Source organism: Paenarthrobacter sp. E2MeOHC11, assembly GCF_058744955.1.
The window spans coordinates 550,695-574,564 of sequence record NZ_CP196673.1; the positions used below are offsets into that span (position 1 = coordinate 550,695).

Consider the following 23,870-nt stretch of genomic DNA (forward strand, 5'->3'; position numbering starts at 1 on the left):
CGGTGGGGTTTGACGTGATGTTGTTTGTTGGTGCTGGCCCGAGCAGGCTAGCAACCGCCCGGCCTGGTTCCGCGGAGATCCACAGTGGTGGACTTCACATACCAACCCGGGTGGCTGCCTTGGGTGACGCGGTACCAGGGCGTGCCGTTGTTGTAGATGTCCTTGGTGCAGTTAACGTTCAACCACCCCTCCGAACTTGAGACCCAGCCAACGCCGCAGGACGGACCGCTGGGGTTGTAGGTGTCTGTTCTTCCCGGCTGGCCAGGGCATGTGTTGTTGTGAGCCTTGACCTCGCCTGCGGGCGGGTCCGGAGGCGGGGGCGCAGATCCGCTGCGGGACGTGTCGCTTCCGACGTTGCCGGCCTGGCCACCGCTGATGGCGCGGACTCTCAGCGTTTTTGTTTCGCTGAAGCCCACGGTCGTGGAGAAACTCCGCTGCCCGGTGTCAGTCCACGCACCGCCCTCAAGGCTGTACTGGTAGCCGGTAACCGGCCTGCCGTTGCCGCTGGGCTGGTTCCACGTCCAGGACACCGTCTTATCGCCGACGCCGCTGCTCTTGCTGCCGGTAACAGTCGGCGCCGCCGCAAGCCCATAGGGATTCACGGTGTTTGATGCCGGACTCCTGTCGCCAGGCGTGGGGTTTCGCGAGGAGACTGCCCACACCACCACGGCCGTGTCCTGGCCATTCGGTGCCGCTATGACGCCGCCGCCGGCGGGGATGGCTCCACTGCTGGCGCCGGACGTCAGGGCATACCTATAGCTGATCTCGTTGGCGGTGGCTCCGTTGCGTTCCTTCTGTGACAGTGGGTTGAAGGCCACGCGGATCTTGCCACCGGCCGCATTGGTTTCCAGCAGTGCCGCCGTGGGCGCGGCAACAATACCGGGCTTGCCCGCAGCACGGATTGCCGCTGACTGCTGGCTGACCCCACTGACGCCTGCCTTGTTGGTTGCTGAAACAGTGAAGGTGTAGTCAGCTTCGCTGTTGGTCACGGTGACATTTTGCGAGGTCGCCCCCACCGACTGCGTGGTCACTACGGCCCCGCCCCGGTACGTGGTCAACGTGTAGGCGGACACGGCGTCACCGTTGTTGTTCGGCGCGGCCCAGCTGACCTGGAGTTGGCTTTGGTCGCCAAGGGACCCAGCGCCGGACACCGACGGTGCAGCAGGCGTGGCCGGCACGCCAGCGGGAGTTTCCGCGGCGGAGTAGGGGCTCCACTCGGATGGTTCCTTGGCGTCGTTACGGGCAAGGACACGGACCTTGTACGCCACGCCATTCGTCAGTCCGGTCCACACATGACTGTTGCCGGTGAGGTTCTGGATCTGGGGATTCTGCCCGGCCGGGGCAGGCGAGATCTCAAGATCGTAGGATTTGATGGGCGAGCCCTTGCTGGCCGGGGGAACCCAGGCAACCGAAAGTTGCTTGTCACCAAACTTCAGTGTGGGAGCAATCGGAGTATCAGGCTTGACATCCGGACGGACCTCGGCAGACACCGGAGAACGCTCGGATTCATTGATCGCATTGGTGGCGGTGACGGCAAAGTGGTACTTCACGTTGTTGGTCAGCCCGGTCAACGTACACGTATTCGCGGGGCAGTCCTGCTTGAAGCCGTTCTCCCCGTACACCGTGTACTTGGTGATGGGTGAGCCACGATCAGCCGGCGCGTTCCATGTCAGCAACGCTGTCTGGTCGCCCACGCTTTGAGCCAGAGGCGTGGTGGGCGGGGCCGGCTTGTCCTTGACGGTGAGGCGGATACGGGCCGTGGCGTAGCGGGAGGTTTCGCCCGTCTTGTCGCCCACGACGTAGGCAACAACCATGGTCCCTGTGAAGCCCGACGACGGAGTGACGGTGACGTTTCCGCCGCTGGCCTCTGCCGTGCCTTCGCCTGTCTCGGTGACCGCTGAGATGATCTTCAGCGGCGTATCCGGGAAGGGGTTGGAGTCGTTCGCCAACGCATTGACCGTGACGGACTTCCCGGATTGTGCATCCGGTTCAACGTCGTCGTTGGCTACGGGCTTCGGACGGTTGGAAGCAGTCAATGACAGTTTGTACGTCGCGACCGCTTCAAGGCCACGAGGGTCCTTCGCCTTCACTTGGACCGTGCCGCTTTGACCGATCTGCACCGAGTCTTCGGCGGAGACCTTCAGGGTCTTGCCATCGATGCTCACCTTGAATCCGCCCGGGGCTGCACCGGCCAACTCGTACTTCATGTTCTGAACGTCGTCGGAATCGGGATCGGAGGTGAGCTTGCCCAAGTCCAGGCTGGCCGAGTCACCCTTGGGAACATCCACGTCGCTGCCCAGCAGCACCGGTGGGTTGTTCTTGTTCGGATCCGGCAGCACCTTGGTGCGGATGCTCAGTGTCGACTTCAAGCCGTTGGGATCATCCGGACCGCTTCCGTCAGTGACTTCGAAGCTGATGGAACCGGGACCAACGTATTCAGCGCCGGCCGTGTATTTCAGGGCTGTTCCATTGCCCGCTACGGGGTCGCTGCCGTCGGCACCGATGAGTTTGATGCGGTCCGCCTGGGTCAGCCGCGGCGACTTCCCCTCGCGGACCTTGACCCATTCGGCCAGGTTCACGGTGACGGACTGGCCTGAAACCAACTCCACCACTTCATCCTTGGCAAGCGTCGGGACCTGCTGGCCGATGCCCGGAACCCAGATGATGGCCGTGGACTTCTGGCCGTCCACATCCTCAACTGTGTAAGGCACCAATTGCGGCTGCTCGGTGAGGTCCACCACCACATTGCCTTCAGAGCCCGGACGGGCTGTCTCCAAGCCTGTGGTGACCTTGAGGTTCTCCCCCACGCCGTCCGGATCCTCGTCGTTCTTGAGCACCGGAACGTCCACGGCGGTCTTGCCCAGCGTTTGGGCTGACGTGACGCGGTCATCGCGGGCGATGGGAGCTTGCAGCGGAATGTCGTTCTTGACGATCACCCTGATGCTGGCATTGCCCACGGCATCCCGGTCGTCAGCCACGGAGTAGCGGACGTTGACGGTTCCCTCGGCGGCCGGAGCTGTGACCAGAACGCGGCCGCTGGTCTTGCTGACCTGGGCTTCGAGGCCTGCGTCAGCTTCGATGCTGTCCGTCAGGATGCGGATGATGTCGCCGTCGGGATCGGTGTCGTTGGCGGTGGCATCCACGGCGATCTGACGTCCAGGACGGACCTGAACTTCGTCGTCCACCGGGGCAGGCTTCTGGTTGTCTTCACCACGGGGCGCGACGCCGACAGTCACCGTTCCGGTGTTGACCGCACCTTGGCGGTCGATCACCTTATAACGGAACGAGTCGGTTCCCGCGCCATCACCAGCGGCGACGAAATCGATGAAGCTGCTGCCCGCCGTCGCGGTTCCCATGGTGGGCGTGCTGTCGATGCCGGTGAGCTGGACCGAGTCGCCGTCGGGGTCGATGCCGTCCAGCGGCACCGGGATCCGGACGCTGCCGCCGGCGACCACGCGTGCGGTCAGGTTCTGCGGCTGCGGACGTGAGTTCTGCGCGCCTTCCAGCGGCAGGATATGGATGGTGACGGCAGCGGCGCTCTTCTGGCCCTGGGGGTCCACCGCGTTGTAGATGGCACGCACGGTCTTAGGCGTGGGCCCGGCGATGAAGCGCAGCGTCTTCTCGGAGACGAAGGCCTTGCCGTCTTCTTCAGGGATGCTCTGCGCCAAGACAGGATCGACAGACAGTTCTTCACCCTGCGGGTGCGTGTCGTTGGCCAGGACTGGAATGGTCACGACGTCGTTGACGCGGACGTTGACTTCGTCGGGTTTGGGCTGGGGGGCCTCGACGACGGCGGGGGCCGGCACCGGGACGACGCCCACGGTGCCTGTGGCCGAGCCGCGGCCATTGGACATGGTGTAGCTGAAAACGAACGGCTCCTTCGCGCCGAGCACGTCGGTAACGCGCAGTACGCTGTGGTCGATCACGCTGACCGAAGCGGACGAGCCGTCCGGGACGGTGACGGACTGGAGGACCAGCACGCCGCCGGATGGATCGGAGTCGTTTGCCAGCGGATCAACCAACACGCTGCCGCCCACAGGGAGCAGTGCGACGTCGTGGACCGCAACGGGCGCTCCAGCGTCCTTGCCGGATTCCACGTCCACGCGGATCAGGCCCTGGCTGCTTTGGGGACCGTTGCTGGCGATGTACGTCAAGTAAATCGGGCCCGGCGTGGTGCTCCGGAAGGTGAACGTACCGCCGTCGGTCACTGGACCCAGCTCTGCCGGTCCGGCAGCCTCGACGTGCGCCACCCGCAGGGCACCGCCATTGGGGTCGACGTCATTCTTGAGGGGCGCAATGACCAGGTCCTGGCCAACCACGGCCGTGACGTGATCGGCGTTGACCACCGGCGCCAGGGCGCCTGGCGGCTGAACGTTGACAACGATCCTGCCCGTGGTGGTGGCACGGCCGTCCCACACCGTGATGGTGACGTTTTTCTTGCCCGGCGCTGCACCAGAGTCCTGGTACGTGAGCAGGCCGTCGCGACGGACCTTGACCTGGTCCTGGTCGTTGTCCGTCTTGGCGTCCAGGAGGACGAGGTCGTCGCCGTCAGGATCCATCCAGTCGGTCAGGATGTTCTGGCTGACGGATTTGCCCTGCTCCACCAGCATGGTGGTGGGCTCGCCGCGTTTGAAGAAGGGAGGCTTGTTTTCCTCAGGAGCCACGACGCGCAGGGTGACCTGTCCACCGGCGGACAAGCCGCGTCCGTCGGAGGCGTTGTAATCGAAGGTTTCCGTGCCCGTTTTGGCGTCAGCGGGGACCTTGATCTGGAACGCTGAGCCACCGTAGATGTTCTCCAGCGCCCCGGACTTGGGTCCGTTTGCGCCTACCGCAGCGGTGAGGACATCGCCGTCGGGGTCTGAATCATTGTCCAGGATGCTGAGGATGGAGGTCCGGCCCGGCCGGACACCGAACTCGTCCGGTTTGGTTTCAGGCGCACGGTTGGGTTTGGTGCGGTCCGGAAGGACGTTGATGGTGTTGTTGTCCGCGGACTCCTGGTCCTGGTCATCGGACTGGTTCTTGGGCGGGACAACATCGTCCCAGTTGTTGACGAGCTGCATGTTCTGGTTGACCAACCAGACGCTTCCCGAGTTCACGTCGTTGAGGACCACGAGGTCGCGGTTGACGCGGAAAACGTAGCTGGGAGAGGCGCTGGCTTTGGGAACGTCGTTCTTCTTGTCATCGGCGTCGTTGTCGCAGTCGCGGACGTACTTGTTCGCGCCGGACCAGGCGGCGTGGACGCACTTGCTGACCTGCACAGGTGCCGCGGGGACGCCTTCACCGTCGGCATTGACTGTTGCTGCTGTGGAACCGTCCAAGGGCTGCTTCAGGAGGGCTTTGCGGGTGGCGATGGCAACAAATCCGCTGTCCCCGCTGCTCTGCTGGAGCTTGGCTTCCCGGGCGTCCTGCAGCTGGAGCTTGCGGCCGCCGGGCAGGAACAGGTTGCCGGAACCGGCATCAAGGACAACAGGTTTGTCCCCCACGACGGCAATCTGAAGGTCACCGGCGCCTTTGAGCTCATCGACTTTGGTGACCTGGGAGTCTGTCCGTTCACCATTGGCGTCCACCGTGGTCACAGTGATTTCGCCCTTGCCGGGGTCCGCGGTGTAGATACGGTTATCGGTTCCCACGGCGGACACTAGGCCTTGGTCCCCTGTCAGGACCGGTTCGGTTCCTTCTTCATCGAAACCGTTGACGGTGGAAGGAGACAAAGCCCAGACCTTGCCGCGGGCGGGATCGGTGACTGAGAGGACGGTGGAGCCGTAGCTCACCTGGGACGAGGACGGGAGTTGCTTGTCGCCGCCGAGCTTCAGGTTCGCGGCCGACACCTGGTTGATGGTGGAGCCGGATTCGTCGTCGACAAAGACGTTGCCGTCGTGCTGCAGGACATCGAAAGTGGTGGTTGCCGGAGTCACGGCACCGTCAAGCACGCGGGACGGGTAGTTCAACCGGCCCACGGCGTTCTTGGTTTTACTCACGACCCAGACGCCGCCGTCGTTCAAGTCCACCTCGGTGGTCTTGAAGCCCGGATACAGCACTGCCCCGGTGATCAGCAAAGCGCCGGCCGCGGTGGCAGCCGTTCCCGCTATGAACTTCTTGTTTTGACGCCTTGTCAGCCCCAGCTTGCCGAAGAAATTTCTCACAGCCCCAAAATTCCCTTGATATACAGCCGCTCCCCAGCGACTTCCTGGCCAACCGGCACATGCCGGCAGCCGTACATTCCGCAGTACCCCCATACGGCGGCGGAATTTTCAGTCCCTAAGACTATCCCACGCACCCCACGGCCAACCAAGGAAACCCGAGACCGGGCTATCCATTGGCTTTGACAGCCTACGGCCTTAACTACAGCGCGCGCGATGGGGAGATGTGCCCCGCGCTTAACCTTTGCAACGGTCAGCACGGGGGCGCTCCAATGCCCGCGGGGTCTCCCAAGTGGGTGTGACCTGCGATGATGTACCGGCCAACGTTGCGGTAAGACCCGGATTCGATGCGCCACCAACGGTGCATACCAGTCCAGTTATCTGTTTGGTCGATGTAACAACGCACCACAATGGCGCCTTGATCGGCGGAAGCCATCCAGGGTGGAGTGTTGTTGCTTTGGCCGTCGCACGTTTTTCTATTGGGGTCGTAGTTGGCTCCGCCCAGCGTAAAGCTGCAGGACCTCACCACCGCTCCGGGGTTCATGGTGGTGGTCCACTCCCCTTGCCGCCCGGACTTGGCACTGGCTGAAGCCACGGCGCCGCCGGTTCCCAGCGAGTTGAAGGTCTGCACGGCGATGCTGTGCGTCTCTTCCCACCCGGCTGTGTTGATGGTCCGGCTGCCAGAGGCGCCCACGGTCTCCCAGCCGCCGTTGTCGATGCGGATCTTCGTCGTCTTGACGTCGTTGGTGGATGGTGAAGGTGACGACCAGTTGAAGGTCACAGATTTCTGGTTCACGGCCCCGTTGGACCCCGACGCCGACGGCGTCCCCGGCGCACCAAAAGGCGTGGCCGTAGCAGCTTTGCTGGCGTCGGAACTGGGCGCCACCGTGGAGTGCGCCATGACAGTAACACTGGTGGGCTGGCCGTTGGCAAAGCCTCCTACCGTCTGCCCGGGCTGGATGGCACCGGAACGCCCGCCAGCGGAGTAGGTGTAGCTGACTTCGTTGGCCTTGGAACCGTTGCGCTGGGTATCGCCGAGGGCGGTGAAGTTGATGGTGAGCTGGCCACCGGCGGCGCCGGTATTTGCCGGCGTGGCACTGACGTTTTGAACAGTACCCAGCTTTCCTGTTGCCCTGCGTGGCGCTGAGGCCGCGCTGACCAGGCTCTTGCCTGCTTTGTTCTCGGCCTGAACAGTGAACGTGTACGCCGATTGGTCGGTGGCTACCTCGAAGGTGGCTGTTCGGACGTTCCCCGGAACGGTCTGTGTCTGGGTGGTTCCGCTGCCGCCACTCATGGTGACGTAATAGCTCTTGATGGGGTCACCATTGATGCCCGGCTCGGACCAGTCGACGCGGAGCTGGTTCCGGGACCCGAGGGCGGACAGCACCGTGGTGCTCGGCGGCGCCGGTGTTCCGGGGATGCCGGCGGGGTGGTCCTCGGCGGAATACAGCCCCCAGTCGGACGGGCCAAGGTCGTTGACGGCCTGCGCGCGGACCTTGTACTTCACGCCGTTGGTCAGGCCGGGCCACGTGTAGCTGAGGCCGGTGACCTCGTTCTTGACGGCGATGCCGTTGGCCGGCGGCGGAGAGATCTCCAGGTTGTAGTGCTTCACCGGGGAGCCCTCGGTTTTGGCGGGGGTCCAGGTGATGGCCAGGTCTTTGTCACCGGCTTTGATGGTGGGGACGTCCGGGGGCGATGGCTTCTCATCCGGAGTGATCTCGTTGGACGGGACGGACGGCTGGGATTCGCCCACCTCGTTGGTGGCAACCACAGTGAAGACGTACTTGACGTTGTTGGTCAGTCCAGTCAGCGTGCACGTGGTGGTGGGGCATTCCTGCTGGAATCCGGCCGCTTTCACCGTGTACTTGGTGATGGCTGCGCCATTGTCCGACGGCGGTGCCCACTTGAGCACGGCCGTCTTGCTGCGGACGTCGGTTGCGACGGGCGCCGACGGAGCATCGGGCTTGTCCCGCACCGTGATGCGCACCCGACCCACTGCTTGCCGGCTGGGATCATCGGTCTTGTCCTTGATGGTGTACCTGACCACCAGGACCCCCTTGAAACCATCGGCGGGCGTCACTGTGATCGAGTCCCCGGCAATCGCGGGGGCGCCTGATGCAGACCCGGTTTCAACCACGGCAGAGACCACAGTCAACGGTTCGTTGAAGGGGTTGAAGTCGTTGCCCAGCACGTTGACGGTCTCGGACTTACCGGCGTTGGCTTTGTCCACGACGTCGTCGTTGGCTGCGGGCTTCGGACGGTTGGACGAGACCACTGAAACTGTGACGGCAGCCTTCACAGGCTCCGAGCGGCCGTCGGTGACCTTGAGCGGCACCGTCCCGCGGGCTCCCGGGTTGAGCGAACCGCCCGGCGTTATTTTCAGGACGGTGCCCTCCACCCGCGCGTCAAATCCGCCCGGCAGGTCACCGTCCAGGCTGAAGCCGAGTTTGCCTTGATCCTGTTCATCAACATCTGCGGCGAGGTTGGCCAGGTCCAGTTCCGTCGTGTCCCCCTTGGGCGCTTCAATCGCGGCTCCGCTGAAGGTGGGGGCGTGATTGGCGTTGGGGTTCGGCAGCACCTTGGTCATGATCGTCAGGGTTGATTTCAGGCCCTCCGCGTCGTCCGGACCGCTGCCGTCGGTCACTTCGAAGGTGATGGAGCCGGGACCCACATACTCCGGCTGGGCTGCGTACCTCAGTGCGCTACCGTCACCGGCAATGACATTCGCGGAGTCGCCGCCCAGGACGCGGATCTTGTCCGCGACCGTGATACGTGGCTGGCGGCCTTCCCTGACCTTCACATGGTCCTGGAGGGCCAGAGTGACTTCCTCCCCCGCGGTGACCTCCACGACGTCCGTGGTCGAAAGTGTTGGGTACTGGAGTCCCTGGCCGGGAATCCACATGACTGCGGTAGCCGACTGACCATCAATATCCGTGACCGTGTAAGGAATCAACTGGTCCTGGGGCAGCAGCGTCACCACCACGTTGCCTGCGGTTCCCACACGGGCGTTCGGGTTTCCGTCCGGCAGGGAGAGGGTGAGGTCTTCAGCCACGCCGTCGGGATCGGAGTCGTTCTTCAACACCGGAACGTCGACGGCAGTCTTGCCCAGGGTCTCAGCGAGCGTGATCCGGTCATCCACTGCCACAGGAGCGTGCAGTGGCGCTGTCGGGCTGGTCTGGACGCGGATGACAGCGGACGCTTCGGCCTTCTTGTCGTCCTGGATCCGGTAGCTGATGCTGTCCGTACCGGCTGCACCGGGTGCCGTCAGCACTACCTTGCCCGCGGCAGCTTCAACCTGCAGCTCCGGTTTGGCCTCGAACGTCGACACCAAAGCTATGGGATCGCCGTCGGGGTCTGAGTCGTTCTTCAGGGCATTGACCGCAACCCGGCGGCCGGGCCGGACATCAATGACGTCGTCCACGGCGATGGGTTTCTGGTTGTCGGCTTCAGCGGGCGCAATGCCGACGATCACCGTGCCGGTGTTCTCCGCACCAATACGATCCCGCACACGGTAGCTGAAGGTGTCCGTGCCGGCCGACGTGCCGCCAGCCGTGAACTCCAGGTATCCGTCACGAAGAATCGCTGTCCCCAGTTCGGGAGCTTTGTCGATACCGATGAGCTGAACGGAGTCGCCATCGGCGTCGATGCCGTCCAAGGGGACCGGAATCTTCACCGTCATCCCCGCAACCACCCTGGCAGTCAGGTTCCGGGGCTCGGGCCGGGTGTTCGTGGCGTCGTCGCGGGCGCGGATCCGGATGGTGACTTGCTGCGAGTCGGTCTGGCCCGAGGCGTTGCTGACCTTATAGATCGCATATACAGTGGTGGGCTCCTCGCCGGCGATGTACCGCAGCGTGTTCCCGGCAACGAAGATCCTGCCGGCGGTTGCGTCAGGCTGCTGCGCCAGGACGGGGTCAAGGGTCAACTCTCCGCCGTTGGGATCAGTGTCGTTGTCCAGGACCGGGATGGTCACCACATCACCGGCACGCACGGATACCTCGTCCGGCTTGGCCTGCGGTGCCTGAAGCTTGGTAGGCGCCGGAACAACCTGTACGGAAATGTCCCCCGTTGCCGACGCCTTGCCGTTGGAGATCGTGTATTTCAGGGAGAGCTGGCCCTGGGCCCGGATGTCCGTGATCTTGACCACCGAGTGGTCCAGCACTGCAACGGAAACCGGGAGCCCGTCAGCCGCCGTGACCGACTGGACCACCAGGACGCCTCCGCTGGGGTCCGAGTCATTGCCGAGGACGTCAACCACGGTGTTGCCACCGCTGGGCAGGAGGGCTATGTCGCGGACAGCCACCGGCGCACCCTCGCTGTTTCCGGACACGACATCCACCCGCACCAGTTGCTGCGCACTCGCCGGTCCGTTGGTCACCATGTACGTCACGTAGTGGGGACCCACGGACGCCGAATTGAAAGTAAACGTCTGCTGGTCCGGCCCGACCACCGCGGTCGACTGCGGATCCGGCTGTGCTTGCGCCAGCCGCAAGGTGCCGCCCTGGGGGTCGGTGTCATTCTTGAGCGGGGCGATCACCGTGTCCTGGCCGGCCACCGCAACCACGTGGTCCGCGTTGGCGATGGGCGGCAGCGCACCGGGAGCACGGACGTCAACGCTGATCTGCCCTTGGGTGGTCATGGACCCGTCCGAGACACTAACGGTCAGCGTTTTACGGCCCGGTCCCGCCCCTGAGTCCTGGAAGATGAGCAGGCCGTCCGGCCTGATCCGGACCTGGTCCGCGGGATCGCTGCTGGAGACGGCTACCGCAAAGATGTCATCGCCGTCGGGGTCCAACCAATCGGTGAGGACAAACTGGCTGGCAATCTTCCCGGACTGGACCACCAAGGCGTTGTTCCGGTTGGGCTTGGGCTGCGGCGCGTTGTTTTCCTCCGCCGGCACGATGCGCAGGTCAACGTCCGCGGCCCCCGTACCGCCCCGGCCGTCGTCGACCGAATACTTGAACGTTTCCGAACCCGCGGTTCCTGCCGGAACCGCGATCTGGAAGCCGGTGCCACCGTAGACGGCGGACAACGCGCCGGACTTCAATGGCTCGCTGGTGCTGACTGTGAGGACATCGCCGTCGGCATCGGCGTCATTGTCCAGGACGGGCAGAACGGTGGTCTTGCCAGCCCTGACACCAAACGAATCAGGCTTGGCCACCGGTACAGTATTGGGTTTGCTGCGGTCCGGAAGGACTGTCTGCTGGACTTCGTCCGCGGAGTCCTTCTCGGCGTCGTCCGAGGTCTGTTGGGGTGGGATGACGTCGTCCCAGTTATTGACCAACTGCATGTTCTGGTTGACCATCCAGACGTTGCCGGAGTTCACGTCGTTCAGCACCACGAGATCGCGGTTGACACGGAACACGTACGACGGCGATGCACTCGCCTTGGGAACGTCGGACCGCCTGTTATCTGCCTCGTTGGTGCAGTCGCGGACGTACTTGTTGGCACCGGACCACGCGGCGTACGTGCAGGATCCCAGATGAACAGGCGCAGCCGGAATGCCCTGGCCGTCCGCTTGGACAGTCTTGGCTGTCCCGCCGTCCAGGGGTTGCAGGAGCAATGCCTTCGGAGTGGCAACGGCAACGAAATCGGCGGCTGGACCGCTCTGCTGCAACTTGGCATCCCGGGCATCGTCCAGGTGCACCTTGCTGCCGCCGGGCAGCACGATGTCGCCGCTGGTTTCATTGAGCACCACTGCTTTGTCGCCCACCGCGGCCAACTGGACTTCGCCGTCGGCCTTCAGTGCGTCGTCTTTGCGGACTTGCGAATCCACGGCCTGACCGTCGACGTCCACCTTGGTTGCCGTCAGTGTGCCCGTTTTTGGGTCCAGGGTGTGGATGGTGTCATCCACACCCACCACGGACACGACGCCCGGGGACTGTTCGAACAAGGGTTCCGATTCGTCGCTGAAACCGCCGATGGAGGTGGGCGAAACGGCCCAGACCTTGCCCTTGGACGGGTCAGTGACAGCCAGTACTTTGTTGCCGAAGCTCACGTCTGCGGAGCCTGGTAGTTTTTGGTCGCCGCCGAGGCGCATGTTGGCGGCGCTGACAGGGTTGATGGTTCCGCCATCGGAGTCATCAATGAAGATGTCACCGGCCTGCTGGAGGATGTCGAAGTTGGTGCTGGCGGGGGTCACTGCGCCATCCAAGGACTTCGAAGGATAGTTGAGGCGCCCGGCAGCATTCTTGGTCTTGCTGACCACCCAGACGCCGCCGTCGTTGAGTTCCACCTCGGTGGTCTTGAAGCCCGGGTAAAGGATGGCACCAGTCACCAGGACAGCTGCTGCCGCCGTGAAGGCCGTGGTTGCGATGGCTTTGCGCCGGCGGTTTTTGGCACGGCGTTTTCCGGACCCATCAGGCAGAGCCATCCTACAATCCCCCACAGTTCAGGCAGCACGAAGCCGCCGGCGCCGACCCCCACGGCGAAATCACGACACAAACAACCCACAGCCTACCGGGTTAATCCATCGATTAGCTAAGTCGCGTCGTTCATCCCCTGAGGACCCACGCGTCAACACCCGTGTCCGGCTCCCCGGTTTACCGCCCGGGCCGCCCCCGATCCCCTATCACCAAACGCCCCCAAAACAGGGACGCCCTCTCACTTTCTTGAAGGAAGTGAGAGGGCGTCGGGCAGAATACGACGGGAGGTGAGAGAGCGTGCGCTTTGGAAGGCGGGCTGTGATCACGCGCCTAGTCCAGCACCAGGCCCTTGCCGCGGCCGCGGGCCAGCATCACAGGATGGATCTCACCGAAGCCACGGACATTCTCCGACTTCTGCGGAACCAGGACAAAACGGTCATCCTGCCCCAGCGCAGCGGCTGTCATCGCGTCCACCAGGACGGTACCGGGCTGGGCCAAGGTGGTGAGCCGGGCGGCGAGGTTCACCGTGGGTCCGTAGATGTCACCCAGCCTGGACAGAATGCGGCCCCAGACCATGGAAACGCGGCACTGCGGAAGGATCTCGTCCTCAGTGAAAGCTTGGGCCAGTGCCAACGAAATCTCGGCCCCGGCCGCAGGCGTTTCCGCGATGTAGAGGACTTCGTCACCCACGGTCTTGACCAGGCGTCCGCCACCCACGGAAATAATCTCGGCGCACTTGTTCTCAAAACGCTGCACCAGTTGGGCCAGGGTCTTTTCGTTCATGCGACGCGAAAGGCTGGTGTATGAGACGAGGTCCGCGAAGCCCACTGCGCGCGCCAGGGGCAACGGGGAGTCATCTTCGTCGCCCTCGCGGCCTTCCTCACTCGCCTGCAGCCCTGCCTCGGCCCTCACCGCGAGGCGCTGCACTCCTGCATTCAGCTGGCGGCGGTATGAATAAACAAGGATCTCTTCGAGGGAATCCACCAAGGCCGGTAACTGACCCACGAGTTGCTTACGGGCCACCGCATCCGGAATCCCCTGCTCGGACACCATGTCCTCAACCAGGGCTTCGATCTGCCAGACCACCATGCGGTCCGTCATCTGCCCGATGGAACGGGTGACCGAGATAGCAGCTTCCTCGGTAAGGATCCCTGCCCTGACGAGGTCCAGGATGGTGGACAGCGCGGCTTGGTCCCGCTCGGTAAAGGCAACGTCTTCGTCGCCGAAGTTCGGGAACCCGAGGGCACGCCAAATTTTTCGTGCGGACAGAATGGATACGCCTGCGCCGGCTGCGACTTCGCGACGGCGGAGCTTGCGTTCGCCGCCAAGCAACTTCGACTCCAGCGCCTTAATAGCAAGGCGTTCGGCGGACATCACCCCAGTGGGTGGACCCGTCTGCACCGGTACCGGAGCAGGCCCGGCATCCGTATCCTCATCCACGGAAGGTTCGGGGACGGCGTCGAACTCCTGGTCCAAGTCCTCGCCGGACTGCTGATCCTCAACGCTCATCTCTTCCACCTTCTCTCAGCTCCCATGGCAACTGGTCATAATCCGTCAATACTTGGCCCTCAAAAACCTCACCTTGCGGGAGTTCGTCCATCGCGTCAAGAATGAAGCCCCTGAATTTTCCAACCTCGGGAACGTCCGCCAGAACGGCTGTCCCGGAGTGCCCGGTATCCAAGGATATATTCCCCGAGTGCAATGACCGTTGGAGCATGCTCTGATGAACGCCCACGTTGCGGACCGCCATCAGTGAAACCTGCCAATCGCGACGCCGAAACATTCCGAATTTGGCAAGTATCCGCCTGCTCGTCAAGATGTACCTGATGGAGCGCCAGCGCAGCACGCGCTTGAGGCTGTAGCCAATCAACAACCACGCTGCGAGCACCACACAGATGCCCATCAGCCAGGGAGTCCATTCCACTGTAATGAATGGAGCGACCCGCTCGGCATTGCCCTTCACAATCCAGGCGCAGGCGTAGCCGGTCAGGGCTGGAGCAAGTACGAAGACCAGGACGGGAAAGAAGAGGGAACGCGACTGTTGCCGCGTGATGGTGATGACCTGCTCCCCCGGAAGCAGCTCTTTACGCATAACCGCTTTCCGTGGCGCGCAAGTGCACCACATCCCCGGCCGTTACGACGTGTTCCCTGCCGCCATGGTCCACCACCAGCAACGAGCCATGCTCATCGAGGCGTGAGGCATGCCCCACCAGTTCGTGATCGCCGGGCAAGTGCGCCCGCACTTCGCGGCCCAACGTGACCATGGCAGACTCAACACGTTTGTGCAGCGACGGTCCGCCGTCCAGACCGGCGGAAGGGTCTCCTTCGGAATTGCAGAAGCTGCGGTAAAGCCGGGCAAATCGCGAAAGGTAGCTCTTCAGCAGCGCGGTGCGGTCCGTCGTCGTGGCGCCTTCCAACGCGAGGGACGTTGCTGTTGGAACCGGCAACTCATCTTCCGACAGGGTCACGTTGAGACCCACTCCGAGGATCACGGCAGGTACCGAACCGTCGCCCAGGGGTGTCATCTGCGCCAGGATTCCGGCGATCTTGCGACCCTTGACCAAGACGTCGTTGGGCCACTTGATCTCAGCGGTCACTCCGGCGGTTTCCTGCAACGCCTCGCGCAGGGCAACGGCCGCAAGCAGGGAAAGCCAGGAGTAGCTCTGTGTGGGCACGGGCATGCCCTCGGCCGTTACGGGACGCAGGACCATGGACACGGACACTGCCGAGCGCTCCGGTGATTCCCAGTGCCGGTCCAACCGTCCGCGCGCAGCCGTCTGGTGTTCGGCGGTCAACACCGCAAGATCAGCCCACTTTTTGGGCTCAACCGTGACGGCGCGCACCAAGTCCTGATTGGTGGAGCCCGTGGACGCGACAATGTTCAATTGGGAGATGCCCGTGGCCGACAGGAAGTCCGGCTGGAGCAGCGCATCGCGGTCCAAGGGAGAACGGGACGGCCCGGACGGGACCTGCGGTTCGCTGTTGTCTGGCTGTTCGGCATCCATAGCTGAATCCTATCCAGTTGCGGCGCTCCGGGATGGCCCGTGAACCGAAAAGCGTCTGGGAATCCGCCCAGAGAAATCCGTCCGGCGAAATCGACTCAGAGGAAGATGTCCGGAACCAGGCGGTCCTCGGGTGCGCCGAGGCTGTACGGCGCAAAGTCCGACACCCCAGCGGCGCGAAGGACTTCCTCGTCCGTGAAGAAATTCCCGGTTGCGCCAGTGCCAGTGAGCACCGCGTGCGCCGCGTCGGCCATGATCTCCGGGCCACGCGCCGCCTGCACGATTTGCTGCCCGCCCGGCATGTTCCGGATCGCGGCAGTATCAATCAAGGTGCACGGCCAGAGCGAGTTGACCGACACGCCGTCGTCCTTCAACTCTTCGGCGAGGCCCAGGGTGGTCAGGCTCATCCCATACTTGGCCATGGTGTAGGCCAAGTGCATGCCGGCCCATTTGGGTTCCAGGTTGAGGGGCGGGGACAGTGTGAGAATGTGGCCGTGAGCGGACTCCCGCAGGGCCGGCAGCGCCAGCTTGGAGAGCAGGAAAGTGCCACGGACGTTGATGTCCTGCATGAGGTCATAGCGCTTCATGTCGACGGCATCGGTGCGGGAGAGGTCGATCGCCGAGGCGTTGTTAACGACGACGTCGATCCCACCGAAACGCTCGACGGCGGCGGCCACCGCGGCAGCAACGTCGTCGTCGTTGCGGACGTCCCCCACCAACGGCAGTGCCTGTCCGCCGGCGGCGACCAGTTGATCCGCTGCCGTGAAGACGGTTCCCTCCAGCTTGGGGTGGGGGTCGCCGGTCTTGGCCATGATCACAATGTTGGCACCGTCACGGGCCGCGCGGGTGGCGATCGCCAGTCCGATGCCACGGCTGCCACCGGACATGAGGATGGTCCTGTCCTTGAGCGAACCGGTGGCCACGTAGGGAGTCTCTGCCTGCGAAAGTGCGTGGGAAGCGTCGTTGCTTGAAGTCATGGGGACACTCTAGCCCAACTATGTTACCGACGGGTAACATAGTGAGGGATTTGGCTTGGACGCGGAAAATTGTAGGGTTTCTACAGCGGTTCGCGGCAAAGGCGTCACTAGACTGGCCATCGGGGCCTGTTCTTTGTACGGAAGCTACTTAACCGTGAACGAACTGTGCCAGCGAAAATCAGCTACAGAGCCGGAGACACTTGATGAGCCACGATCTGACAACGACAGCGGGAAAGATTGCCGACTTCCGCGACCGCCAGGCCCGTGCAGAACAGCCTTCCGGCCCGGAAGCGATTGAAAAGCAACACGCCCGCGGCAAGAACACCGCCCGCGAACGCATCGACCTCCTGGTTGATCCGGGCTCGTTCGTCGAGTTCGACGCCCTGGCCGTCCACCGCTCCACGGCCTTCGGCATGGAAAAGAAGAAACCCCTCGGCGACGGCGTGGTTTCCGGATACGGCACCGTGGATGGCCGGCTCATCGCCATTTACAGCCAGGACTTCAGCGTCTACGGCGGCTCCCTGAGCCAGGTCAACGGCGAGAAGATCGTCAAGGTCCAGGAATTCGCCCTGCGCAATGGCTGCCCGGTTGTCGGCATCAACGACGGCGGCGGCGCGCGCATCCAGGAAGGCGTCGCCTCGCTGGCGATGTTCGCGGACATCTTCCGCAACAACGTCCACGCTTCCGGCGTGGTCCCGCAGATCTCCCTCATCATGGGCCCGTGCGCCGGCGGTGCCGCCTACTCCCCCGCCCTGACCGACTACGTGGTCATGGTGGACAAGACCTCCCACATGTTCATCACGGGACCGGACGTCATTAAGACCGTCACCGGCGAAGACGTGGACATGGAGACACTCGGTGGCGCCCGGCAGCATAACGCCACCACCGGCACCTCCACCTACCTTGCCTCCGATGAAGCAGACGCGATCGAATTCGTCCGCGAACTCCTGGACTTCCTCCCCTCCAACAACCTGTCCGAGGCCCCCGTGGTGGAGCACGACCAGGAACTGGAACTCAACGACGACGACCTCGCCTTGGACGGGCTGATCCCCGATTCCGCCAACCAGCCGTACGACATGCGCAAGGTCATCGAGCAGATCGTGGACGACGCGCACTTCCTGGAAATGCAGTCGCTGTACGCCCCCAACGTCATGATCGGCTACGGCCGCGTCGAGGGACACACCGTGGGCATCGTGGCCAACCAGCCCATGCAGTTCGCGGGAACCCTGGACATCTCCGCCTCTGAAAAGGCAGCCCGCTTTGTACGCCATTGCGACGCGTTCAACGTTCCCATCATCACCCTGGTGGACGTCCCCGGATTCCTGCCCGGCAAGGACCAGGAATTCCAAGGCATCATCCGACGCGGCGCGAAGCTCCTGTACGCCTACGCCGAAGCAACGGTCCCCAAGCTCACCGTGATCACCCGCAAGGCCTACGGTGGCGCGTACATCGTGATGGGCTCCAAGAAGTTGGGCGCAGACCTGAACCTCGCCTGGCCCACCGCCCAGATCGGCGTCATGGGTGCCCAGGGCGCCGTGAATATCCTGTACCGTCGCGATCTTGCTGCTGTTGCCGAAGCTGGCGGCGACGTCGAGGCAAAGCGGGCCGAGATCATCCAGGGCTATGAGGAAGAACTCCTCAACCCGTACCAGGCAGCGCAGCTGGGCTACGTGGACGCAGTCATCGCTCCGTCCGACACGCGCCTCCAGATCATCCGCGGGCTCCGTGCCCTCCGCGACAAGCGCGCGAGCCTGCCCACCAAGAAGCACGGAAACATCCCGCTGTGAGCACTCCGAAGCACCGGGCTGATTCCGCGCCTGATCAGGTACCCGCTGCGCCGCTGTTTTCGGTGGTCAAGGGCGAACCGACGGCCGAAGAGCTCGCGGCGATTGCCGCCGTCGTGGTTTCCCTTGGTACCCCTGAAGCGACGGCCGCTTCCACGCCGAATGTTCGGCATTGGGTGCGTCGCCAGCAGCTTCGGTTGGACCCGTCACCGGGCCCTGGCGCATGGAAGCGCAGCCGCGGCTAGTTTTCCCGCACATGGAAAAGTTCAACAACCCTTTCACGTAAGCGGCGACGCGGCTAGGCTCTGTGGGTGACTACTGCAAACACTCCTGTACGCCCAAAGTCCGCCATCGATGCCGTCGCTGACGCGTACACAGAAAAGTTGATCGAACTCAATCCCAGTTTCGCCACCACGCTGGGCTTGCCGGGACACGAAACCGAATACCAGGACTATTCCCCTGCCGGTGCCGAGGCCCATGCGGAGGCCACAAAGTTGGCATTGGATGCCTTGGCAGGCCTTGAGCCGTCCGATGATGTGGATGCCGTCACCCTCGACGCCATGCGCGAGCGGCTCGGCCTGGACCTGGAAATCCACGAGTCGGGTTGGGACCTCGCCGACCTGAACAACATTGCCTCTCCTGCCCAGGACATCCGCGCCATTTTCGATCTCATGCCTACGGACACCGTTGAGCAGTGGGAGCACATTGCCGGCCGCGCGGCCAATGTTCCCGGGGCGATTGAAGGCTATCTTGAGTCCCTTCGCTCCGCTGCTGCCGACGGAAAAGTAGCCGCCGCCCGCCAAGTCCGGATCGTCGTCGAGCAGACCGGCCGCTACGCCGCTGAGGATGGTTTCTTCGCCAAAATGGCCGCTGCTGCCTCGGTGGGTGATGCGCCGCTGCCCGCGGATATCCAGTCAAAGCTCGACGCCGGGACTGCGGCCGCGCGTTCTGCGTACAGCGCCTTGGGCGACTTCCTTCGGGACGAACTCCTGCCCCTGGCACCGGAGAAGGACGCAGTCGGGCGCGAACGCTACGCGCTGGCCTCGCGTTCATTCGTTGGCGCTGAAGTAGACCTGGAAGAGACCTACGCTTGGGGCGTTCAGGAGCTCGAGCGGCTCATCGGCGAGCAGGAGAAGATCGCCAACCAGATCAAACCTGGTGCATCGATCGAAGAAGCCAAGAGCATCCTCAACAACGATCCCGCCCGCCAGATCAAGGGCACAGATGCCTTGAAAGCCTGGATGCAGGAACTCTCCGACCGCGCAGTCTCCGAGCTGGCTGACGTCCATTTCGACATCCCGGACGTCATGAGAACTCTTGAGTGCATGATCGCCCCCACCGACGAGGGCGGCATCTACTACACCGGCCCTTCCGACGACTTCTCCCGGCCCGGACGTATGTGGTGGTCAGTGCCGGCAGGCGAAGACACCTTCACCACCTGGTCCGAAACCACCACCGTTTTCCACGAAGGGGTCCCCGGCCACCACCTTCAGGTCGCCACGGCAACTTACCGCCGGGAGCTTCTGAACAACTGGCGACGGAACGTCTGCTGGGTCTCCGGCCATGGTGAAGGCTGGGCGCTCTACGCCGAACAGCTCATGCTGGAACTGGGCTACCTCAAGGACCCGGGTGACCACATGGGCATGCTGGATGGCCAGCGGATGCGGGCAGCCCGCGTAGTGTTCGATATCGGTGTGCACTTGGAACTGCCCGTCCCCGAACGTTGGGGCACCGGCACCTGGACGCCGGAGAAGGGCTTCGACTTCCTCAAAGCCAACCTCGACATCAGCGAAGGCCAGCTTCAGTTCGAATTCACCCGCTACCTGGGCTGGCCGGGACAAGCTCCGTCCTACAAGGTGGGGCAGCGTCTGTGGGAGCAGATCCGTGCCGAGCTGGAGTCCCGTGAAGGCTTCGATCTCAAGTCCTTCCACAGCAAGGCGCTCAACATCGGCTCCGTCGGTTTGGACGTACTGCGCCGGGCGTTGCTGGGCTGACTCGGCTCGAGTGCCTCCGGCCAGAGGCTGGGGCCACTCGGTGTGCCGCGAGCACAGCCAACAACTCTCCCGCGGCCGAGGTCAGCGCACCAATCGATAGTCGTGAGCCGACGGAATGCCGTTCCTAAGGTCCTTCATGACAACGCGGGAGAACCAGCCAATATCAATCTCATAATCTTTGCCAACTTCGAAAGAAGAAGCAGTTTCCTGTTGATTTTCAAAAGTTACACCGTGCGATACGGAAATCGTTCCACAGTTCGACGTTTCGACTAAAATACCAGCGCTCGAAGCGGAGCCTCTGGAGCAGCCCATGCGGCCCCCGCCTTGCCGACAACCCAGGATCCCCCAGCGCCGGTCAAGAATCCGGTTCCGGCCGTGGCGAAGTACCCTCCGATGGTCTGATCTTGTTTATCGTCCAGGGCATAAGCCACGACGTTGCTTCCGGACCCGCCCACGCCGGCTGACAATGTGCTCCGAACGGTCGTGCTTCCCAGCACTGTGTTTGCCCTCGTCCAGAGAGACGACGTTGAGCCCATTGCCGTCGCCACAAGGGTTGCGTTGGGAGCCCATGGGCGACCTTCTTCGCGCACGACTAACCGTCGATGGCACGCAAGCTCCCCGGGGGCCCTCAACACCCTCCCCTGAGAGCAACGTCACAAAGCGGCGGGAATAACTTTTGCGCACGTAACATTTCTCAACGTCCGTTCGCTATGTTATTGGCCATGCACCTAACGTGTTCCGGTGAGCACCTCAACCAACACTTCCCCAGCAGCTGGCAAGAGCGGCTTCCGGCTCCCCAAGTGGGCCGGTTCCTTCGGCGTCCAGATCATCGCGGCCCTCATTGTGGGCCTCATCCTCGGCCTCATCGCCAAGTACACGGGCAGCACCAAGGCCTCCCCAAACGGCCTGGGGGCTACTCTCCAGACGATCGGCTCCAGCTACGTCTCCTTGCTGCAGACCGCCGTCGTTCCTTTGATTTTCACCGCTGTGGTGAGCTCCATTGCCAACCTGCGCCAGGTCTCCAATGCGGCGCGACTGGCATGGAACACCCTGCTGTGGTTCGCGATCACCTCGCTGGTATCGGTGCTGATCGGCATCGGCCTGGGCGTGCTCCTGCAGCCGGGCGCGGCAACCGGCATCACCGAAGAAGCCAAGTACGCCGGCAAGACCGGTGACTGGTGGGCGTTTCTGATCGGCCTCTTCCCGAAAAACTTCCTGGGACTTGGCGCCAGCTCCACCGTGACCGAGAGCGCCAACGCTGCCACCACCGTCAGCACCGCGGTCAACTTCAACGTGCTCCAGATCCTGGTGGTCGCGATCGCCGTCGGCGTTGCCGCACTCAAGGTTGGCAAGCAGGCTGAGGCCTTCCTGACGTTCAACGCTTCAGCTCTGGCCGTCATCCAGAAGGTCCTGTGGTGGATCATCCGCCTTGCTCCGCTGGGCACGGTAGGCCTGATCGGTAACGCTGTGGCCATCTACGGCTGGGACACCATCGGTTCCTTGGGCAAGTTCACCGCCGCCATCTACATCGGGCTGGCTCTGGTGCTGTTCGTCCTCTACCCCATACTGGTCCGCATTCACGGCCTGTCCATCAAGCAGTACTTCTCCGGCGTGTGGCCGGCCGTGCAGCTGGCGTTCGTTTCCCGCTCCTCCATCGGTACGCTGCCGCTCACGCAGCGCGTCACTGAGCGGAACCTGGGCGTCCCCTCCGGCTACGCATCCTTCGCCGTGCCGCTGGGCGCCACCACCAAGATGGACGGCTGCGCAGCAATCTACCCGGCGATCGCAGCCATCTTCGTGGCACAGTTCTTCGGCATCAACCTTGACTTCAGCCAGTACCTGCTGATCGTTCTGGTCTCCGTCCTCGGTTCCGCCGCTACGGCAGGTACCACCGGCGCCGTCGTCATGCTCACGCTGACCCTGTCCACACTGGGACTGCCGCTGGCCGGCGTCGGCCTCCTGCTGGCTATCGACCCCATCCTGGACATGGGCCGCACCGCCGTCAACGTGGCTGGCCAGGCACTGGTCCCGGCCATCGTGGCCAAGCGTCAGGGCATCCTGGATGAGTCGCTGTACAACGCACCCCGCAACGGTGCCGCCTTTGCCGACGAGTACGCCGCCGACAAGGCAGCGGCCGAAAGCAACGAGCGCGAACTTGCCGACTCCAAGGCCTAGCTTCAGTCTTTTGGCACGGCGTAAATCCCCCGGGGAGTCCTCCCCGGGGGATTTCCCTGTTTAAGAGGCCAAGACTGGATAGGCTCGGACCATGTTGATCGTCACTTCCAATGAAATCCCGGGCCACCGGATCGACGCCGTCTTCGGCGAAGTCATGGGCCTCACCGTCCGCTCACGGGACATCGGCTCGCAAATGCTTGCCGGCTTCCGCTCCCTCGGCGGCGGCGAGCTGCCCGAAATGACCAAGGCACTCTACGAAAGCCGCCAGGAAGTCATGGCACGCATGGTCAATGAAGCGCAGCAGCGTGGAGCCAATGCCATCGTCGCCATGCGTTTCGACACGTCCGAGATGGGCACCAACTGGACCGAGGTCTGTGCGTACGGAACCGCCGTGTATGTCCTGCCGCTGGGTGAGGGTGAGCCCGGGGCTACGGGACAGTCGGTCTACCTGACCAAGACCGCCGCCCAGCAGCCAGCCCAGCCCGCACAGCCGCAGCAGCCAGCCCAGCCCCCACAGCCGCAGCAGCCGGGCCAGCCAATTCCGCCGGCTCCGCCAACCCAGTTCTAGGCAGCCAGTCTCCAACCAATCCAGGATCCCGTCCTCGCCCGCTCCCCGCTCACCGGTGGGCGGAGCGGACGAGGGCGGGATTCTTTGCACCTACCAAAGCTCAAATTGCGCAGAGTGCAAACTTGCACTTAGTGTAAGTATGTGACCCAAACCAGCAACCACGGTGCCGCTGCGGAGTCGCCTGCCCATGCCGACGCCGCAGTCCCCACACGACGCGAACTCAACAAGGCGGCCACCCGCAGCTCCATCGCTTCCGCAGCCCTGGACCTTCTGCGTAGCAACGGGTCCGGCAATTTCACCGTCGAAGACATCGCAGCCAGCGCAGGGGTATCCCGGCGGACTTTCTTCAACTACTTCCCCAGCCTTGAAGCCGCCCTGGCATCAGTAGCCGACGGCTTCATGGACCACGCCTTGGAGCAGTTCCGGCTACGCCCGGCGGACGAGTCAATTCTCGAATCCGCCCAAGCAGCCCTCATGGCGCTGGCCGATCCCATGTCCGTGGCGCCCATGGCCGAGCTGTTCAGCCTGACCCAGGACAACCGCCAGCTGGCCCGCTCCGAGCTTGAAGCGTGGGAACACTGCACCGAGCAGATTATTGACGCCGCCCGCAGCAGGCTCGGCGCCGGCGTCAGCGAACTCTATCTCCACGCTCTGGCCGGCTCCGTGATTTCGTGCGGCAAAGCCGCAATGACCGTCTGGTTCGCCGACCGCGGCCCGGATCTCTCGGCGGAATCCCTGGCGGTCCTTCGCCAGCACCTCATCGATGCGATGGGCCTCCTGGGCGCCGGCTTCGCGCCGCCGTCGGACGCTTCTTTCCACGCCTCAGCTGCCTCCCCCTCCGTTCCAACCACCACAGATCGGTTCTGAC

At 63.5% G+C, this 23,870-nt stretch carries 12 protein-coding genes; 6 read left to right on the forward strand and 6 right to left on the reverse strand.

The features are described 5' to 3' along the window. Positions 1-47: 47 nt before the first annotated feature. The 6 genes from ACSSVG_RS02510 to ACSSVG_RS02535 all read right to left on the reverse strand — a co-directional run bounded on the left by ACSSVG_RS02510 (position 48) and on the right by ACSSVG_RS02535 (position 16,481). Positions 48-6,236, reverse strand: coding sequence for an Ig-like domain-containing protein (locus ACSSVG_RS02510; protein ID WP_492417097.1), 6,189 nt, complete (start codon positions 6,234-6,236; stop codon positions 48-50). 157 nt (positions 6,237-6,393) lie between these two features. Then, entirely contained in the window at positions 6,394-12,510 is a 6,117-nt protein-coding gene (locus tag ACSSVG_RS02515) for an Ig-like domain-containing protein (protein ID WP_492417099.1), read from the reverse strand. 322 nt (positions 12,511-12,832) lie between these two features. Then, on the reverse strand, positions 12,833-14,011 hold the full coding sequence (locus ACSSVG_RS02520; RefSeq protein ID WP_159708448.1) for an adenylate/guanylate cyclase domain-containing protein: 1,179 nt from the start codon (positions 14,009-14,011) through the stop codon (positions 12,833-12,835). Further along, entirely contained in the window at positions 14,001-14,594 is a 594-nt protein-coding gene (locus ACSSVG_RS02525; protein WP_492417101.1) for a PH domain-containing protein, read from the reverse strand. The genes ACSSVG_RS02520 and ACSSVG_RS02525 overlap by 11 nt, the downstream gene beginning before the upstream one ends. After that, entirely contained in the window at positions 14,587-15,507 is a 921-nt protein-coding gene (locus ACSSVG_RS02530; protein ID WP_492417103.1) for a biotin--[acetyl-CoA-carboxylase] ligase, read from the reverse strand. Before ACSSVG_RS02530 ends, ACSSVG_RS02525 begins: the two co-directional genes overlap by 8 nt. 95 nt (positions 15,508-15,602) lie before the next feature. Beyond that, positions 15,603-16,481 carry an SDR family oxidoreductase gene (locus ACSSVG_RS02535; protein ID WP_253467402.1) on the reverse strand — a complete coding sequence of 293 codons (879 nt, stop codon included), beginning with the start codon at positions 16,479-16,481 and terminating at the stop codon, positions 15,603-15,605. Between the two features lie 203 nt (positions 16,482-16,684). Here ACSSVG_RS02535 and ACSSVG_RS02540 point away from each other — a divergent pair, with 203 nt between their 5' ends. The 6 genes from ACSSVG_RS02540 to ACSSVG_RS02565 all read left to right on the forward strand — a co-directional run bounded on the left by ACSSVG_RS02540 (position 16,685) and on the right by ACSSVG_RS02565 (position 23,869). Further along, positions 16,685-18,268 (forward strand): acyl-CoA carboxylase subunit beta, encoded by a 1,584-nt coding sequence (locus ACSSVG_RS02540; protein WP_105693983.1) that lies wholly within the window; start codon positions 16,685-16,687, stop codon positions 18,266-18,268. Continuing rightward, on the forward strand, positions 18,265-18,510 hold the full coding sequence (locus ACSSVG_RS02545; RefSeq protein ID WP_492417106.1) for an acyl-CoA carboxylase subunit epsilon: 246 nt from the start codon (positions 18,265-18,267) through the stop codon (positions 18,508-18,510). The genes ACSSVG_RS02540 and ACSSVG_RS02545 overlap by 4 nt, the downstream gene beginning before the upstream one ends. Positions 18,511-18,576: 66 nt before the next feature. After that, positions 18,577-20,259 carry a DUF885 domain-containing protein gene (locus ACSSVG_RS02550; protein WP_253467399.1) on the forward strand — a complete coding sequence of 561 codons (1,683 nt, stop codon included), beginning with the start codon at positions 18,577-18,579 and terminating at the stop codon, positions 20,257-20,259. Between the two features lie 741 nt (positions 20,260-21,000). After that, positions 21,001-22,434: a dicarboxylate/amino acid:cation symporter gene (locus ACSSVG_RS02555; protein ID WP_253467397.1), complete on the forward strand. Its 1,434-nt coding sequence runs from the start codon at positions 21,001-21,003 to the stop codon at positions 22,432-22,434. A 91-nt stretch (positions 22,435-22,525) separates the two neighbouring features. Beyond that, on the forward strand, positions 22,526-23,002 hold the full coding sequence (locus ACSSVG_RS02560) for a YbjQ family protein (protein ID WP_492417109.1): 477 nt from the start codon (positions 22,526-22,528) through the stop codon (positions 23,000-23,002). A gap of 141 nt (positions 23,003-23,143) precedes the next feature. Continuing rightward, positions 23,144-23,869 (forward strand): TetR family transcriptional regulator, encoded by a 726-nt coding sequence (locus tag ACSSVG_RS02565; RefSeq protein ID WP_492417111.1) that lies wholly within the window; start codon positions 23,144-23,146, stop codon positions 23,867-23,869. Position 23,870 lies beyond the last annotated feature (1 nt).

Coding starts and splice junctions, on each gene's coding strand:
- ACSSVG_RS02515 (WP_492417099.1), bottom strand. CDS start 12,510: ATGGCTCTGCCTGATGGGTCCGGAAAACGCCGTGCCAAAAACCGCCGG.
- ACSSVG_RS02510 (WP_492417097.1), bottom strand. CDS start 6,236: ATGGGGGTACTGCGGAATGTACGGCTGCCGGCATGTGCCGGTTGGCCA.
- ACSSVG_RS02535 (WP_253467402.1), bottom strand. CDS start 16,481: ATGACTTCAAGCAACGACGCTTCCCACGCACTTTCGCAGGCAGAGACT.
- ACSSVG_RS02525 (WP_492417101.1), bottom strand. CDS start 14,594: ATGCGTAAAGAGCTGCTTCCGGGGGAGCAGGTCATCACCATCACGCGG.
- ACSSVG_RS02540 (WP_105693983.1), top strand. CDS start 16,685: ATGAGCCACGATCTGACAACGACAGCGGGAAAGATTGCCGACTTCCGC.
- ACSSVG_RS02560 (WP_492417109.1), top strand. CDS start 22,526: ATGTTGATCGTCACTTCCAATGAAATCCCGGGCCACCGGATCGACGCC.
- ACSSVG_RS02530 (WP_492417103.1), bottom strand. CDS start 15,507: ATGGATGCCGAACAGCCAGACAACAGCGAACCGCAGGTCCCGTCCGGG.
- ACSSVG_RS02520 (WP_159708448.1), bottom strand. CDS start 14,011: ATGAGCGTTGAGGATCAGCAGTCCGGCGAGGACTTGGACCAGGAGTTC.